Genomic DNA, 15,276 nt, shown 5'->3' with positions numbered 1-15,276 from the left:
AGGTAATGTTTTGACTTATCACTCACCCGTTAAAAACCGCGTTCTGCTGACGCTGGTTTTGTTGCTGTTGCTGGCCGGTTTCGGACTGGCCTTCGTCAGCCATGCGCCTAACAGGCTGGTGTCTGGCAAAGGTATTTCGCTGGCGAGCCTGCTGAATGGCTATTCTGCGTTACTGCTGTTGCCTGCCGTTTTGCTGCTGGTCTGCGCCTTTCTCAATCTCTATGGCCGCAATCATTTAGTGGTGATGTTGCTGGCGGAAATCCTGCTGACCGCCTTGGTCTGGCTGGCGGGGCACAGCGCATTACAACTGACGGGGGGCGATGAAGACAGTATCGCGCGTACCTCACTCGGCGGTGGTTTTTGGGCGGGTGCCGCGCTTTGTCTGCTGATCGCCTCCGACGCTATTTCCCGTTTTACCCGCAATCACAGCCTGCGCATTTTGCTTAATGTGCAGATGATCGTGCCGGTGGTGCTGCTGCTGGCGTACGGTCAGCTTGCCGAACTTTCGCTGCTCAAAGAATACGACAACCGTTCCGACGTGTTTAACGACGCGCTGTGGCAGCATCTGGGTATTTTGTTTGGCACGCTGGTGCCTGCGGTATTGATTGGCCTGCCGGTCGGTTTGCTGTGTCACCGCAAACCCCGCTGGCGCGGGCCGGTATTATCCGTGCTGAACATTATTCAGACCGTGCCGTCGATAGCGCTGTTTGGTCTGCTGCTTGCCCCTCTGGCCGGGCTGGCAAAATCGCTGCCGTGGCTGGCGGAGCATGGCATCAGCGGTATCGGACTGGCTCCGGCAATTATCGCGCTGGTGCTTTATTCGCTGCTGCCGCTGGTACGCGGTGTGATTGCCGGACTGGAATCGGTGCCGGAAGCGGTGATTGAATCCGCACGTGGCATGGGCATGAACCGCGCGCAGGTCTTTTTACGTGTGCAGATGCCGATTGCCTTGCCGGTTGTCCTGACCGGCGTGCGCATTGTGGCGGTACAAACGGTCGGCATGGCGATGGTGGCGGCGCTGATTGGTGCGGGCGGGCTGGGCGCCATCATGTTCCAGGGATTGCTGAGCAGTGCGCTGGATCTGGTATTACTCGGCGTGATCCCGGCGGTACTGATGGCGGTGGTCGTCGACAGTCTCTTTAAATTTGCAGTATCAATTCTGGAAACCACACGCAGATGATTCATTTCAAGCAGGTTAGCAAACACTTTGCCGGAAAAGCGGTCGTGCGCGATCTCACGCTGGAAATGGCTAAAGGCGAGTTCACGGTTCTGATCGGCACATCCGGTTCGGGAAAATCCACCACGCTTAAAATGATCAACCGGCTGGTGGAGCACGATCGCGGAGAGATTCTGTTTGCCGGTGAACCGATAGAAAAATTCCGTGCGCAGGATTTGCGCCGCCGGATGGGGTACGCCATTCAGTCGATTGGCCTGTTCCCGCACTGGACGGTGGAAGAAAACATCGCCACCGTGCCGCAGCTGCTGAAATGGCCGAAGGCAAAAATCCGTGACCGTGTGACTGAGTTGCTTGAACTGCTCAATCTGGATCCGAAACAGTTCCGCCATCGTTATCCGCATCAGCTGTCCGGCGGACAACAGCAGCGCGTCGGCGTGGCGCGTGCGCTGGCATCAGACCCGGAAGTGTTGCTGATGGACGAACCGTTCGGCGCGCTCGATCCGGTGACCCGTGCCACCTTGCAGGAAGAAGTCGCGCGCATTCATAAAATCACTCACCGCACCATTGTGCTGGTGACGCACGACATCGACGAAGCACTGGCGCTGGCTGACCGCATCGTGCTGCTTAACGACGGACAAGTGGTGCAGCAGGGCACACCGCTGGAATTGCTGACCCAACCGGCGACGCCGTTTGTGCGCGATTTCTTCGGTGGCAGCGACATGGGGATACGTCTGCTTTCACTGCGCGAAGTGGGTTCGCTGACTCGGCGCGGCGAGGCATATTCCGGCAGCCAGCCGCCGCTGACCGATTCCATGAGCCTGAGTCAGGCACTGTCAAAATTTGTCGCTCATCAGGTTCAGCAATTGCCGGTGATTGATGAACAGGGCCAGCCGGTCGGTGTATTGCATTTCGCTGACCTGACTACAGAGAGGAACGGCGCATGAAACGGGTGTTTGCAGATCCGCTGATTTGGTTATTCGCTTTGCTACTGGCGCTAATTTTCGGCATGACCTCGCTCGGCGGTCTGTTTCACTGGATGTTCCCTGAGCTCAGCAGGCCGGTATATCAGCAGGAAAGTTTCGCCTCGCTGGTGGAAGCGCATCTGTTACTGGTCGGTATTTCCAGCCTGATTGCGGTGGTGATTGGTGTCGCGGCAGGTGTCAGTGTGACGCGTCCGGCGGGCAAAGAATTCCGCTCGCTGGTTGAAACGCTGGTGGCAATGGGGCAGACCTTCCCGCCTGTCGCTGTACTGGCCGTAGCCGTTCCTGTGATGGGATTCAGCGAGAAACCCGCGATTATTGCGCTGGTACTTTACGGCTTGCTGCCCATTTTGCAGGGAACCATTGCGGGGATTGAATCAGTGCCTGCGTCGGCACGTGAGATTGCGCAGGGCGTCGGCATGAGCCGCTGGCAGATGTTGCGGAAAGTGGAAGTTCCGCTGGCCGCACCGGTGATTATTTCCGGCATCCGTACGTCGGTGATTATCAATATCGGGACGGCTGCGATCGCCTCGTCGGTCGGCACGTTAAGCCTGGGTTCACCGATTATTATCGGCCTGAGTGGCTTTAATACGGCGTACGTCCTGCAGGGCGCGGTGATTGTTGCGCTGCTGGCGATTTGCGTGGATATGCTGTTTGAACGCTGGAGCCTGTGGTTACAACGCTGGCAACAGCGGTCAGCGGACGGATCAGTTCGTTGATGCAGAAGACGGTGCCGGGACGACGGAAGGGGCGTCGTTATCGCTGGCTGATTTAACGTCGTCCTGAATCACCACCGCATAACCGGCCACCATCACGCCACCAATTGCGCCAATCGCCATCAGACCAAACAGCGCGATAAATAATTTTTTGCCAAGCGAATTCATGTGCAATACCTCAGAAATTTGAACGACGAATTATAAATCGTTTCGTTACCCCTGCAACAGACTATTCATGCTGTGACTACATTATCGTTGCCGTCGGCGAGTTTTTTGTCATATGCAGAAACTTTTTAGCAACATTTTGACGCGATCGCACAGATTCACTTGCCGGAAATCAGGCCAATAGCGTTAACTGTTGGCCTTCATTATCACGCTAATAAGTTCTTCCTATGACTGGTTCCGCTACCCGTTCTTTGCTGCCATTAATTGCCGCACTGTTTGCACTGTATTTTATCTGGGGTTCTACGTATTTCGTTATCCGCGTCGGTGTGGAAAGCTGGCCACCGCTGATGATGGCTGGTCTGCGTTTCTTCGTCGCCGGATGTATTCTGTTTACGTTTTTGCTGCTGCGCGGGCATAAAGTCCCCACGCTGAAGCAGTGGATGGCCGCCGGTGCCGTTGGCATTTTACTGCTGTCGGTCGGTAATGGTCTGGTGACGGTGGCGGAACATATGCAGGTACCGTCAGGCATTGCCGCCGTAATGGTCGCAACCGTTCCGCTATTTACCCTGTGCTTCAGTCGTCTGTGGGGCATGCCTAACAGCCGTCTGGAATGGACCGGTGTCGCCATCGGCCTGTTCGGGATTGTGTTGCTTAACACTGGCAGCAATCTGGAAGGTAATCCGTGGGGCGCGGCGCTTATTCTGCTCGCGTCATTAAGCTGGGCATTCGGTTCGGTATGGAGTTCGCGTCTGCCGCTGCCAGCTGGCCTGATGGCCGGTGCAGCTGAAATGATTATCGCCGGAGTGGTGCTGCTGGTTGCCAGCCGCGTCACCGGCGAACATCTGACCGCAACGCCATCGCTGCACGGTTTTCTGGCACTCGGCTATCTGGTGGTCTTTGGCTCGATGATCGCCATCAGCGCGTATATGTTTTTGCTGAAAACCGTGCGTCCCGCCGTCGCCACCAGTTATGCCTATGTGAACCCGATTGTCGCCGTTCTTCTGGGCATCAGCTTCGCAGGTGAATCCCTTTCCCCGGTCGAGTGGGTCGCGTTAGGCGTGATCCTCTGCGCAGTTCTGCTGGTCACGCTGGGGAAATTTGTCTTCGGGCGTAAGAAATCGGTGATTAAAGAAGTGAAGGTTTAAGACTCCTCCCCTTCGCAGGAGAGGGAGCAGACAGAGCGTGCCTCACTTCTTCTCAAAGAAAATCGATACGCGCGCGACTTCCACGCCGAATTTTGTCAGCGAGGTCACGTTGAACAGGTGCTGTTCGTCCTGCTGATAAATCCAGTCATCGAAGGTCAGGCGGTAGGTGCTGCCGCCTGATTTCACATCCATCACGTATTTCCAGTTAAACGCGTTACCCGCGGAATGGCCGGTCGCGGTACCGATAATATCGCCCGCCGTTCCGGTATAGCTGCCGTCGGCGAGTTTACGGATGTGCCAGACGCGGGTTTGTTTCTCGCCGTCGTCATAGACAAAATCTTCATGCAGCGTCAGCGTATCGCCCGCCACATCGCCACGGATTTTCGCGGTAAAACGTCGCGTCTGTTTATTGCTGTGATCCTGCACCATGCCGTACGCCACACTGTCACCGGCAAACCAGGTGAAAATATCCAGTTTCGGCTGAGTCTGGGCGTAATCCTCAATGTTGGCTTTGCAGCCGCTGAGGATCAGAACGCAGCCCATCAGTAACGCGAAAAAACCTTTATGGAAAACAGTCATAAAACCTCCGTTCAGAGGGATGTCAATCCGATGCGGTGGCACCGGTCAGTTTGCTGCGTAAATTCGGATATTGCGTTTCAGGAGAGAGCCAGATGGCCAGAAACGCGTCCCGGAAAGCCGGGCTGAATGCTTTGCCTGCCGGATTGATCATCACGCTGTTGGCCGCACGGCTGTAAAACTGCCCGCCTTTTTCTGTGGCGACAAAAATAATTTCACTGCCATTACTGACGTCCGGCCAGGTGTCTTTAACGGCTTCCAGCCAGCCATTTTTCTGTGCCTCGGCCAGCAGTCCGAGAGTCTGCCACTGTTCTTCGGTCGCTTTGGTCAGTTCCGCGCGATCAATACTGCGCAGGTAATCAATGTCTAAAGCCAGCGGCCATTTTTGGGGCTGATATTTACCGTCAGGGGTCAGCAACTGCGAGTTGTAAACCTCGAACGGCCCCCAGCTGAGCGTGGCGTGTCCGACGGGTTTCCAGTGTTCCCACGGTACAGCAGCGAATAGCGGCGAGGAAAATATCAGCATCAGCGCGGCGGTTAAGAGTGATTTCATCTGCTTCTCCGCAGGGGATTTTGGCTGAGCAGAACCGGCAGGCTGATCAGCGGTAAAAACAGCGCCCAGCCAGCAGCCAGCAGCGGCCAGACATGCCACGGGGTGGCCTGAAGTTGCATCGCGCCAAGATGCATCCCGATAAAATAAGCCAACGGGCCGCTGACGGCACCGAGCGGGATCAGCCAGTACACTTTCATCCGTAAAACTCCCAGCAGCCACAGCCACCAGGCACTGAAACCCAGCCACAGCGCCATCATCCACGGCGGCACGGCGGCGGAATCGGTGAATTCAAACAGACCCAGAATGCACCACATGGAATCCATCATAATGCCCAGCGTACAGGCCACGGCCACCCACAAGCGGCGGCGCGACGGGGTGAATGCCAGCATCAAAAAACTGCTGATCAGCAGAAAAAGAATAAACCGTTCGCGCCCCCAGACTGCCAGCGTCCACCAGACGTCGAAGCCTGCTGCCAGCAGCCAGAAGCGCAGGGACGTCATCCGCGTCGCTCGGCAGTCAGTTGCACGGTGCTGATGGTACGGGCGCGGAAACCGGCCTCGCAATAGCACAGATAAAACAGCCACAGGCGGCGGAAATGCTCGTCCTGTCCTTCGCCGGTTTGTGCATTCCAGTAACGCTGCACGCGCTCGCGCCATTCATGCAGGGTGCGGGCGTAGTCGGATCCGATATCAAATAAATCGCGAACCACCAGACTGGTGCAGCGCGTCATGGTGTCATTCATCGCGGTGATGGAGGGCAGGAAACCACCGGGAAACACATAACGCTGGATAAAATCGACTTTGCGGCTGTAAGACGCGTAACGCTGGTCGGCAATGGTAATTGCCTGAATTGCCATCCGTCCCTGAGGTTTAAGCAGCGCGTTACAGCGTTTGAAAAAGGTCGAGAGATAACGCTTACCCACCGCTTCAATCATCTCAATCGACACCAGTTTGTCGAACTGTCCGCGCAGCGAGCGGTAGTCCTCGCACAAGACGGTCACGCGGTCGCTCAGCCCGGCTTTTTCAATACGCTCGCAGGCAAAACGGTACTGCTCGCGGGAAATAGTGGTCGTCGTCACCTGACAGCCGTATTCGCGCGCGGCAAATTCTGCCATCGCGCCCCAGCCGGTGCCGATTTCCAGCAGATGATCCCCCGCATGCAGTTGCAACTGTTCACACAGACGGCGCATTTTGGCTTCCTGCGCCTGTTCCAGCGTCATTTGCGGTTCCTGATACCAGGCGGAGGAGTAGAGCATTTTCTCATCGAGAAAACCCTGATAAAAATCGTTGCCCAGATCGTAATGGGCGGAGATATTTTTTCGCGCCTGAGCAGGGCTGTTGCGGCGGAAAAAGTGGATCAGATTATTGGCGGGTGTACTGAGCCAGCTCAGACGCGCTTCGAGTTTATCCACCAGTTTCAGGTTTTCCGCCAGCAGTTGTAACACCGTCGTCAGGTTCGGCGTGGTCCAGTCGCCGTCAATAAAACTTTCACCCGCCGCAATGCTGCCGCCCAGTAAAACCCGGCGGTAAGCGCGCAGATGTTGAACTTCGATTTCGCCCTGCAAAGGTGCTGTGTGATCACCAAAAAAAATGGCGTCTTCGCCCGGTTCCCGCAGGGTCAGACCGGCCCCTTTAAGTTGCTTGAGCACGCTCAGGATCAGTGCGCGTGCGGCTTTGCTGCGCCTGTTGTTCGCCCCGTCACGGGCGAGCTGCACTTCAGGTTGGCTCATGGTCAGTCCTTATCAACGGGAGGATGAGAATAAATGGGTGCCCGTTTCAGCCACAGTTTCAGCGCCTGCCAGTATATGGTCAGCGCGGTTTTTGCGGTCATCAGGGGCAGCCGCCACAATTGCTGGCGCAGCGCCGCGCGTGTCAGCGGGCGAGCAGTCAGAGAAAGGGCAGCATCGAATTCCCGTTCTTTGCGGTGATTTTCGATAGTGATGTGTAACTGTTTTCCCGGGGGTGTCAGACGCCAGTGATAGACCATGTCCATCGGATTGAAGGGCGACACATGAAAGGCTTTTGGTACCGGTTGTGAGCCGTCAGGGAGGACCGCGTAGGTGTGGCGTTCATTCCAGGGCGTATTGCGCACCTCAGCCAGCATCCAGCGCAGAATTCCGCTCTGATCATAAAGGTAGTAGAAGTTCACCGGATTGAAATAGCAGCCGAAATAACACAGCTGGCAGAGCAGCATCACGCGCCCTTCGGGACGTTCTCCGGTCAGCTCAGCGATTCTCGCCTGTGCCTTGGTTTTGATGTCACCGCCGCCGAGATAATCTTTGCGGCGAAAACTTGCCGGGGAAAATTTTTCCAGCCGGATACCCAGCGCGGGCAGCGCATCCAGCTCATCAAGATCAATCAGCGGCATGAAAATGTCGTAGTCAAAACGGTGTTCAACCGGCGTAAACCGCCGGTGGCGCACGGTGCCAACATAGAGCTGGCTGTTCATGACGCCTCCCGTTTTTCCTGCCCGCGTTCGGCCTGCAAACTGAATAACCGCAGGCTTAGTTGTTCCGCCACGTCGCGCGCGCTGTTAACGCCATCTTCATGAAAACCGTTGTACCAGTACGCGCCGCAATACCAGGTGTTGTGCTGGCCGTTGATCCGATAACGTTCCTGCTGCGCATGATGGCTGGCCAGATTCAGAACCGGATGCATATAAGTGGCGCGGAACAAAATTTTGCCCTCATCTATGGGCGTCAGCGGATTAAGGGAAACACAAAAGGTCTGCGGCGCGTTCAGCCCCTGCAACATATTCATGTTATAGGTTACGCTGGCACGGCGGCTGTGCGCCGGATTGCTGTCGCGAAAATCACCGCGATCCGCCAGACAGAGCGTATTGGGCAACTGATAATTCCAGCTGGCCCAGGCGCGTTTTTCGCGCGGCAAAAGATGAGTATCGGTATGCAAAATGACGTCGTTGGCCTGATAGGGCAGCGCGCCGAGAATGCTTTTCTCTGCGTCCGTGGCATTCTGGCCAAGAATGTTCAACGCCTGATCGGAATGGCAGGCGAAAACCACCTGATCAAACCGCTCTTCGCCGCACTCAGAATGCAGTGTCACGCCGCACGGCGTGCGGACAACGTGAGTGACCGGCGTGCTGGTCAGCAGTTTTACGCTGACGGGCAATTTCTCCTGCATCCGGCGGATATATTCGCGCGAACCTCCCGGCACCACCATCCACTGGGGACGGTTCGTCACATCCAGCAGCCCGTGATTGTTGAAGAAACGCAGAAACATCGACAGTGGAAAATTCGCCATATCGCCGAGCGAAGATGACCAGATCGCCGCGCCCATCGGCAGCACATAATGCAGGGCGAAGAACGGCGAAAATCCGTTTTGATCGAGCAAATCGGCCAGCGTGTCTTCGTCGTTATGCGGATTGAGCAGGCGCGCTTTACACAGTTTGTTAAAGCGCAAAATTTCGAGAATAAACCGCCAGAAGCGCGGCCTGAACAGGTTACGCCGCTGAGCAAACAGGCTGTTGAGGGAATGTCCGTTGTATTCGAGTTTGCTGAGCGGATTACGCACAGAAAAGCTCATTTCCGTCGGCTGGCCTTCAATGCCCAGGTCTTTGAGCAGGGCGATAAAATGCGGGTACGTGCGTGAGTTATAGACAATAAAACCGGTATCGATGGCGTATTCCTGACCGTCAGAAATTACGTCCTGCGTGGCGGTGTGTCCGCCTAACGTTGAAGACGCTTCAAAGACGGTAATTTCGCAGTCCGGCTGATTTTTTGCCAGCATCCACGCACAGCTCAGCCCTGAAATTCCGCTGCCCACGATAGCCACTTTAGTCGTCATTTTATTTCACCATTTTCCGGCATAACCATTTTTGCAGACCTACCGGCAGCAGCGCGGCGGTTTTCAGCAAGCGGGCAAAAAGAGGAGGGAAGGCAATTTCACTGGCTCCGTGCGCCAGTTTTTTACGGATGTGTTTTGAAGCCTGCGCCGCGGTCACCATCATTGGCATCGGAAAATCATTGCGTGCCGTCAGGGGTGTTTCGACAAATCCCGGCTGGATCAGGGAAACGTGGATCTGACGTTTGGCCAGATCTACTGCCAGAGAGCGTGCGAAAAAGGCCAGCGCGGCTTTCGATGCGCCGTAGGCTTCACTGCGTGAAAAAGGTAAAAGCCAGGCAGTGGAACCGACCAGCGCTACGCGACTGCCGGGAGCGAGGCGGGGTAACAGGGCATCAAGACAATTGACCGGGCCGATGAAATTGGTGTTCATCACGCGGGCCACTTTTTCTGCCTCGACTACGCCGTCATCCAGGTATTCGCAGGTTCCGGCGCACAGGATCACCAGATCGGCCTGCGTGCCCTGCAAAGCCTGACGGGTTTCTGATAAATCGGTGATATCAAAACGCAGCGGGGTAATCAGCGGACTGGCGGCGGCCACCGCATTGAGTTTTTCACCGTCACGCCCGCAGGCGATGACTTCCCAACCTTCTGCGGCATAGTCCTGAGCCAGCTGTTTTCCGATACCCGAACTGGCACCGGTGATCAGGACGCGATGCATTATTTCAGCCTGGCTTTAACCGCGCGGACAGCGCCGCCGAGAACCGGAACATGCTCATACAGCATGGCACCGAGATCGTAATAATCGCGCTGATAGGCAATCCGGTTGTCGGTCAGACGCAAATGGCTGGCGCCATTGAGAAACATGGCCTGACCTTTTTTCAGGGCCGGATGCGAAAACTCCATCCGCCAGAACAGTGACGCTTCAGCGCCATTGGTCAGCGGAGGCTGAATTTCAAACCGGCAGTAATTCACTTTTTTAAGCAGCTGGGCGAAATAACGTTCGAGCGCATCGACGCCGTCGTAATGCGAAACCGGATCGATAAACACCACATGCGGATGGTAAATCCGTGAAAGCTGCGGCAGCTGGCTCACATCCAGGTGGCTGTAAAATTCGCAAAGCCGGGTCAGAACATCAGCGGGCATCGCGGGTTCAGGAAAATGTTTGATCATTATTTTTTCCTTTCATTACGCACTGGCACTATCTGAAGAACAGGAGGTGCGCCTGCACCGTGAAGTTTTTCGACATTATCGTTTTCGTTTTCGCTCTCCTGTGAGCCCAGCAGCAGGGCGGCGCTGCCCAGAAGAAGGATCGACAATCCCTGTTCCACCCAGTTGAGCAAGCGCTGGCGCTGAATTTGCGTCAGCTTGCCTTCCGCCCATAACAGGATTTGGGAACCGCTGAGGTTTTCCAGATGCGGGTCATCGAGCGGTACGGGCATGATTTCGACCTGCATCCCTTCCTCACAACGCACAATGGCTTCGAGCCACAGTTCGGTGCTGTCCAGATGTCCCCAGCCGACCAGCGTCGCCGGATTGCCGGGACGTTTTCGGGCGGCACCCATGCACATGACCGCGTGCTCGATGATCAGCCCGTCGAGCTGGCTGCGTAACATCAGCAGGCGCGGATCCCCGGCACTCAGACGAGAGCGCAATGGTCGGAGCACGTTATTTACAAACGATACCGCCGGATATTCGCGGCCCAGTTCCATGATTAACTGGCGCACTTTATTGCTGCGGCCTTCCTGCAATGCGGTCAGTAAACGATGTTCTGACTGCGACCAGCCGCCCGGCAGCGCATCGACTTTCCCCTCGAGCAGAGATTTCACCTGACCGACCGGGATCCCACGATTAATCCAGCCCAAAATAGTGCGGATAGTATCAAGGTCATCATCATTAAACAGACGATGGCCGCCTTCGGTTCGCTGAGGCTTCAGCAGGCCGTAACGGCGCTGCCAGGCACGCAGCGTGACCGGGTTGATACCACAAATTCGTGCGACTTCGCCGATGCTGTAAAGAGACATAATGATTTCCAAAATTTTCCTGCTAACTAAAGTTAACTCTAGCGCCAGATCGCAAAGCTGTACAACTTTATTATTTTTGTACAACTTAACTAATACTCACTTATTACATTATTTTAACTTGTTTAATTCCCTGATAAGAGATATTTTCCCGATATTGAGAATTCATGACAGAGTATGAAAATGGAAGAAGGGCAGGATAACGACGATCTGCGTCTGGCTGAGCGTCTGGCACAATTGCGAATCGGGCAGGGCTGGTCGCTGGAACAACTGGCGCAACAGACCGGTATCAGCCGCGCCACGCTTTCACGCATTGAACGAGCAGAAACCAGCCCGACCGCCTCTTTGCTCGGCAAACTGAGCGCGGCCTACGGTCTGACCACTTCCCGCCTGCTGATGGCGCTGGAAGATAACCCGCCGGAGCTGATCCGCAGCGCACAGCAGCCGGTCTGGCATGATCGTGAAACCGGTTTTGAGCGCCGTTCGGTTTCCGCGCCTGCTCCCGGTTTTCGCGCAGAACTGATTTCTGGTTTGCTGAAATCAGGTGCGACTATTTCCTATGATTCCCCGCCGGTGGACGGCCTCGAGCAACACCTCTGGATGCTGGAAGGTGTACTGGAATTTACGCTTGATGGTCGCTGTTACCGGCTCGAGGCGGGCGACTGCCTGCGTTTTCATCTGCACGGCACTTCCTCTTTCCACGTACCCGGCCCGCAGGATGCCCGTTACGCCATCGTTATTTCACGTCCTTAATGTCTGATAAGAAGGGGTAATTGGCATGCAAAACAACAATGAGTTGGTGATAAGCGAAGTGCAGAGCGGCGTGCTGACGGCTGCGGATCTGGATGCGCTGGCGGAAACGCTGATGCAATCCGTTGCACTCGGTGCGAGTATCGGATTCATTTTACCCTTTGGTTTTGTGCAGGCGCAGGCGTTCTGGCAAAAACTTCTGCCAGCCTTTGAGCGCGGCGAAAAACGTCTGCTGGTAGCGCGCATAGCCGGGAAAATTACCGGTACCGTACAACTGGTGGTCGATCAGCCTGCCAACGGTATACATCGTGGTGATGTCGTAAAACTGATGGTTCACCCCGATGGCCGCCGTAAAGGGATCGCCCGCCAGCTGATGACCGCGGTCGAAGCGCTGGCCCGCGAAGAAGGCAAAACTCTGCTGGTTCTCGATACGGTAACCGGCAGTCCGGCGCAGGCGCTGTATGAGAGTCTGGGTTTCACCCTGAGCGGGACCATCCCGCATTACGCCATGTCGACCGACGGCCTGCTGGAATCGACGAGTGTGATGTATAAGGTGCTGGTGTGATCTGATTTTGACCGAATCAGAGGCGGTTTTAACTTCAAACTCAAATTCAAATTCAAGTTCGTGGGCGGCGAGCCCACGGTGTTGACTTCAAAAAAACCGAAATATAGCGGGGGTCTCCGCTATCTCTTCTGAATATATGTCAGCGCCAGCGCTACCGCCAGCACCAGTCCTTTGATGATATCCATCGCGTAATATGGCACCGACAGCATCACCAGCCCGTTGGACAATACGCCTAAAATCACCGCGCCCAGCAAAGTCCCCAGCGCATTTGGCTTGCCGGAACCTGCCAGCGAGAAACCGATATAGGCGGCGGCAACGGCATCCATCAGATAGCCGCCACCGGCATTGACCTGTGAAGACCCGATGCGTGATGCCAGTAAAATACCGCCTGCACCGGCCAGCACTGACGACATCACATACGCAATCACGCGGTAACGCGCGGTGCGGATCCCCGCCAGACGTGCAGCCAGCGGATTGCCACCAATGGCATACATGCGGCGGCCATGTTTGGTCAGTGACATAAACAGTTGCACCACAAGGGTTACAACGGCCATCACGATGACAATCACCGGCACCTGACCGAGCAGGCTGAACACCGCAGGCACTGTGCCTTCAGCCATGTCACCACTTGGCAGGAGCATGTTTTCAGTGATCGAGCCACCGTAACTGTAAGTCATCGCTGCGCCCTGAATCACGAACAGGCTGGCAAGGGTGGCGAGCATGTCTGGAATCTTCAGGATGACGATCAGGAAGGCATTAAACAGGCCGACCAGGGTACACAGTGCGAGCGTGATTAAGATGGCTTCGGTGGTGCCGAAACCGTGCCAGACGAACATCGAAATCACCAGCGCATTGGCGAGTGATGCCGTTGAGCCGACCGATAGATCAAAGCCGCCGACTGCCAGAGAAATCGAAACGCCGATGGCAATCACCGTCACGATGGCAATCGAACGCAGAATATTGATGATGTTTGACGGTTCGAGGAAGTTATCGGATGCCACGCCAAAACCGGCGATCAGCAATACCACGGTCAGTAACATGCCCCATTTATACAAAAACTCGAACAGCTGATGACGCCACGGCTGACTCGCTGCGGGCACGCTTTCTTTACTCACCACGGCTTTGTTCACGCGGGTGTTCCTCCGGTTGAATAGACTAATAAGGTTTCTTCGTCGACGTTGGCGGCGTCGAGTTCAGCCACAATGCGGCCATCCCACAACACCAGAATGCGGTCGCATAAACCGACCAGTTCGGCGAACTCACCGGAAGCATAAATAATGCCTTTTCCATGTTGCGCCAGGCCGTCGATCAGCCTGAATACGTCCGTTTTGGCCTTGATGTCTACGCCTTTGGTCGGTTCGTCAAAAATCAACACCTGACTCTCACTGCGCAGCCATTTCCCGATAGCGACCTTCTGCTGGTTACCACCGGAAAGCCGTGCCAGCTTCTGCATCGGCCCGGAGGCGCGAATGCCTAAGCGGCTGATAATGTCTTTTGCCCACGACAGCGACTGGCGCGTATTGAAAATACTCCAACGCGAAAAGGTGTCATCTGCGGTCACGCTCAGGTTCATCGGGATATTTTCATCAATGAAAATCCCTTCCTTACGTCGTTCTTCCGGCACCAACGCCAGCCCCTGTTCGACAGAAAGGTGCGGCTCTTTCGGTTTCCACGGTTTACCATTCAGCTCGCCGCTTTCCACCTGACTCGGCGTCGCGCCAAACAGCGCTTTGCACAGTTCGGTTTTTCCGGCACCTGCCAGCCCGGCAATGCCGAGAATTTCACCGCGATGCAGACGTAGCGAGATATCGCGTAGTTTGTCTTTATCGTGCATGCCGTGAATGCTCAGCAGCGTTTCACCGCTGTGTGGCGGGCGGCGCGGCGGATAAATATCATCAAGCTGATGGCCAATCATCTTCTCGATAATGTGCTCGTTGCTCAGGCCGTCCATACTGTCATCGCTGACCAGACGTCCGTCGCGCAGCACCGTCATGCGGTCACAGATATCGCGAAGTTCATGAATACGGTGCGAGATAAACACAATCGCCATTCCGGCGGCTTTCAGCTTGCGTACCAGTGCGAAAAGACGCGCGCTTTCCGCCTGATCGAGCGGGGCGGTCGGTTCATCAAGGATCAGGAACCGACATTTGTGCGATAACGCACGTGCCAGTAAAATCAGCTGCTTCTCGGCCAGCGTGCAGCTTTCGATTCGCGCCCGCAGGTTGATGTTCAGCCCGAGCTGTTCAGTCAGCAGTTGCGCCTGACGGTACAGCTGCGGCCAGTTATGCAGATGGCCCGGCTCCGAAAGGCGGTCGAGCATGATGTTTTCGGCAACGTTGAGCGTCGGCACCAGTGCGACGTCCACCTCCTGCTGCACCAGGTGAATACCGTGCTCGCGGGCATGATGCGGCAGGCGGATATTCACCGCTTCACCGTCGATATGTATCTGGCCGGTGTAATGATCATGCGTGCCCGAAAGCACCGCCATCAGCGTCGATTTCCCCGCACCGTTCGCCCCGACTAACGCGTGAACGGATCCGCCTTGCAGCGTGAAATCCACCTGGCGCAGGGCAGGGAAACCGGCAAATGAAATCGAGATATCGCGCATCTCAAGGAGGGAGGTGGTCACTGGACGTTGGCCTTATTAAATAGACGGATGGGGATTTAGACGTTTAGCCGTCTACGACTTGCGGTAGCAGAGTTTTAACATATCAGGGAATTTAAGCAACAAAATAAAAGTGATAACTAAGAGCGAAAAGATCTAAAGTCTCAAGCGAAAACTCGATCCGCGCCCACCCCTGCGCAGGGGAGGGCTGGGGTGGGCTATT

The 15,276-nt window shown here is 55.6% G+C and carries 17 protein-coding genes and 1 pseudogene; 6 read left to right on the top strand and 12 right to left on the bottom strand.

Features of this window, described 5'->3' with window-relative positions; translation table 11 throughout:
• Positions 1-10: 10 nt before the first annotated feature.
• From D5398_RS02315 to D5398_RS02305, 3 genes are read left to right on the top strand one after another with little or no spacing between them, the layout of a single operon-like run.
• Positions 11-1,180 (top strand): ABC transporter permease, encoded by a 1,170-nt coding sequence (locus tag D5398_RS02315; RefSeq protein ID WP_120506165.1) that lies wholly within the window; start codon positions 11-13, stop codon positions 1,178-1,180.
• The gene (locus tag D5398_RS02310; protein ID WP_120506164.1) at positions 1,177-2,121 is read left to right on the top strand and encodes an ABC transporter ATP-binding protein; all 945 of its coding nucleotides are present in this window, start codon (positions 1,177-1,179) and stop codon (positions 2,119-2,121) included. Before D5398_RS02315 ends, D5398_RS02310 begins: the two co-directional genes overlap by 4 nt.
• Positions 2,118-2,876 (top strand): ABC transporter permease, encoded by a 759-nt coding sequence (locus D5398_RS02305; RefSeq protein ID WP_120506163.1) that lies wholly within the window; start codon positions 2,118-2,120, stop codon positions 2,874-2,876. Before D5398_RS02310 ends, D5398_RS02305 begins: the two co-directional genes overlap by 4 nt.
• Positions 2,877-2,939: 63 nt before the next feature.
• On the opposite strand, the pseudogene D5398_RS25800 reads toward D5398_RS02305, so the two are convergent.
• Positions 2,940-3,041: pseudogene (locus tag D5398_RS25800) on the bottom strand (hypothetical protein); the annotation flags it as partial.
• Between the two features lie 224 nt (positions 3,042-3,265).
• Here D5398_RS25800 and yedA point away from each other — a divergent pair.
• Positions 3,266-4,183, top strand: a complete 918-nt coding sequence (yedA, locus tag D5398_RS02300; RefSeq protein WP_120506162.1) for a drug/metabolite exporter YedA — start codon at positions 3,266-3,268, stop codon at positions 4,181-4,183.
• 42 nt (positions 4,184-4,225) lie between these two features.
• On the opposite strand, the gene D5398_RS02295 is transcribed toward yedA, so the two are convergent.
• Genes D5398_RS02295 through D5398_RS02255 form a run of 9 tightly spaced genes read right to left on the bottom strand, consistent with a single transcriptional unit; the run spans position 4,226 to position 11,136 of the window.
• Positions 4,226-4,762, bottom strand: coding sequence for a DUF3833 domain-containing protein (locus D5398_RS02295; RefSeq protein WP_120506161.1), 537 nt, complete (start codon positions 4,760-4,762; stop codon positions 4,226-4,228).
• A gap of 22 nt (positions 4,763-4,784) precedes the next feature.
• Complete coding sequence (locus D5398_RS02290; RefSeq protein ID WP_120506160.1) at positions 4,785-5,312, bottom strand: hypothetical protein; 528 nt, start codon at positions 5,310-5,312, stop codon at positions 4,785-4,787.
• Entirely contained in the window at positions 5,309-5,812 is a 504-nt protein-coding gene (locus D5398_RS02285) for a DUF2878 domain-containing protein (protein WP_120506159.1), read from the bottom strand. The genes D5398_RS02290 and D5398_RS02285 overlap by 4 nt, the downstream gene beginning before the upstream one ends.
• Positions 5,809-7,041: an SAM-dependent methyltransferase gene (locus D5398_RS02280; RefSeq protein WP_120506158.1), complete on the bottom strand. Its 1,233-nt coding sequence runs from the start codon at positions 7,039-7,041 to the stop codon at positions 5,809-5,811. The genes D5398_RS02285 and D5398_RS02280 overlap by 4 nt, the downstream gene beginning before the upstream one ends.
• Positions 7,042-7,043: 2 nt before the next feature.
• Positions 7,044-7,760, bottom strand: a complete 717-nt coding sequence (locus D5398_RS02275; protein ID WP_120506157.1) for a DUF1365 domain-containing protein — start codon at positions 7,758-7,760, stop codon at positions 7,044-7,046.
• Positions 7,757-9,115, bottom strand: coding sequence for an NAD(P)/FAD-dependent oxidoreductase (locus D5398_RS02270; RefSeq protein ID WP_120506156.1), 1,359 nt, complete (start codon positions 9,113-9,115; stop codon positions 7,757-7,759). The genes D5398_RS02275 and D5398_RS02270 overlap by 4 nt, the downstream gene beginning before the upstream one ends.
• A gap of 1 nt (position 9,116) precedes the next feature.
• Complete coding sequence (locus D5398_RS02265) at positions 9,117-9,833, bottom strand: SDR family NAD(P)-dependent oxidoreductase (RefSeq protein ID WP_120506155.1); 717 nt, start codon at positions 9,831-9,833, stop codon at positions 9,117-9,119.
• A complete protein-coding gene (locus D5398_RS02260; protein WP_120506154.1) occupies positions 9,833-10,285 on the bottom strand; it encodes a nuclear transport factor 2 family protein in 453 nt (150 codons plus the stop codon). The genes D5398_RS02265 and D5398_RS02260 overlap by 1 nt, the downstream gene beginning before the upstream one ends.
• Complete coding sequence (locus tag D5398_RS02255; RefSeq protein WP_120506663.1) at positions 10,285-11,136, bottom strand: MerR family transcriptional regulator; 852 nt, start codon at positions 11,134-11,136, stop codon at positions 10,285-10,287. The genes D5398_RS02260 and D5398_RS02255 overlap by 1 nt, the downstream gene beginning before the upstream one ends.
• A 180-nt stretch (positions 11,137-11,316) precedes the next feature.
• Here D5398_RS02255 and D5398_RS02250 point away from each other — a divergent pair, with 180 nt between their 5' ends.
• On the top strand, positions 11,317-11,886 hold the full coding sequence (locus D5398_RS02250) for a helix-turn-helix domain-containing protein (RefSeq protein WP_120506662.1): 570 nt from the start codon (positions 11,317-11,319) through the stop codon (positions 11,884-11,886).
• 25 nt (positions 11,887-11,911) lie between these two features.
• Entirely contained in the window at positions 11,912-12,448 is a 537-nt protein-coding gene (locus tag D5398_RS02245) for a GNAT family N-acetyltransferase (protein WP_120506153.1), read from the top strand.
• Between the two features lie 119 nt (positions 12,449-12,567).
• Here D5398_RS02245 and D5398_RS02240 read toward each other — a convergent pair whose 3' ends face one another.
• Both D5398_RS02240 and D5398_RS02235 read right to left on the bottom strand, forming a co-directional pair.
• The gene (locus D5398_RS02240) at positions 12,568-13,566 is read right to left on the bottom strand and encodes an ABC transporter permease (RefSeq protein ID WP_415838527.1); all 999 of its coding nucleotides are present in this window, start codon (positions 13,564-13,566) and stop codon (positions 12,568-12,570) included.
• 8 nt (positions 13,567-13,574) lie between these two features.
• Positions 13,575-15,056, bottom strand: a complete 1,482-nt coding sequence (locus D5398_RS02235) for a sugar ABC transporter ATP-binding protein (RefSeq protein WP_120506151.1) — start codon at positions 15,054-15,056, stop codon at positions 13,575-13,577.
• Between the last annotated feature and the right edge of the window lie 220 nt (positions 15,057-15,276).

The organism is Rahnella bruchi (assembly GCF_003614975.1).
Classification (GTDB): Bacteria; Pseudomonadota; Gammaproteobacteria; order Enterobacterales; family Enterobacteriaceae; genus Rahnella; species Rahnella bruchi.
This window is presented reverse-complemented; position numbering and strand designations above follow the sequence as displayed.

Coding starts and splice junctions, on each gene's coding strand:
- D5398_RS02295 (WP_120506161.1), bottom strand. CDS start 4,762: ATGACTGTTTTCCATAAAGGTTTTTTCGCGTTACTGATGGGCTGCGTT.
- D5398_RS02265 (WP_120506155.1), bottom strand. CDS start 9,833: ATGCATCGCGTCCTGATCACCGGTGCCAGTTCGGGTATCGGAAAACAG.
- D5398_RS02275 (WP_120506157.1), bottom strand. CDS start 7,760: ATGAACAGCCAGCTCTATGTTGGCACCGTGCGCCACCGGCGGTTTACG.
- D5398_RS02305 (WP_120506163.1), top strand. CDS start 2,118: ATGAAACGGGTGTTTGCAGATCCGCTGATTTGGTTATTCGCTTTGCTA.
- D5398_RS02280 (WP_120506158.1), bottom strand. CDS start 7,041: ATGAGCCAACCTGAAGTGCAGCTCGCCCGTGACGGGGCGAACAACAGG.
- D5398_RS02255 (WP_120506663.1), bottom strand. CDS start 11,136: ATGTCTCTTTACAGCATCGGCGAAGTCGCACGAATTTGTGGTATCAAC.
- D5398_RS02285 (WP_120506159.1), bottom strand. CDS start 5,812: ATGACGTCCCTGCGCTTCTGGCTGCTGGCAGCAGGCTTCGACGTCTGG.
- D5398_RS02235 (WP_120506151.1), bottom strand. CDS start 15,056: ATGCGCGATATCTCGATTTCATTTGCCGGTTTCCCTGCCCTGCGCCAG.
- D5398_RS02245 (WP_120506153.1), top strand. CDS start 11,912: ATGCAAAACAACAATGAGTTGGTGATAAGCGAAGTGCAGAGCGGCGTG.
- D5398_RS02310 (WP_120506164.1), top strand. CDS start 1,177: ATGATTCATTTCAAGCAGGTTAGCAAACACTTTGCCGGAAAAGCGGTC.
- D5398_RS02260 (WP_120506154.1), bottom strand. CDS start 10,285: ATGATCAAACATTTTCCTGAACCCGCGATGCCCGCTGATGTTCTGACC.
- yedA (WP_120506162.1), top strand. CDS start 3,266: ATGACTGGTTCCGCTACCCGTTCTTTGCTGCCATTAATTGCCGCACTG.
- D5398_RS02270 (WP_120506156.1), bottom strand. CDS start 9,115: ATGACGACTAAAGTGGCTATCGTGGGCAGCGGAATTTCAGGGCTGAGC.
- D5398_RS02290 (WP_120506160.1), bottom strand. CDS start 5,312: ATGAAATCACTCTTAACCGCCGCGCTGATGCTGATATTTTCCTCGCCG.
- D5398_RS02250 (WP_120506662.1), top strand. CDS start 11,317: ATGGAAGAAGGGCAGGATAACGACGATCTGCGTCTGGCTGAGCGTCTG.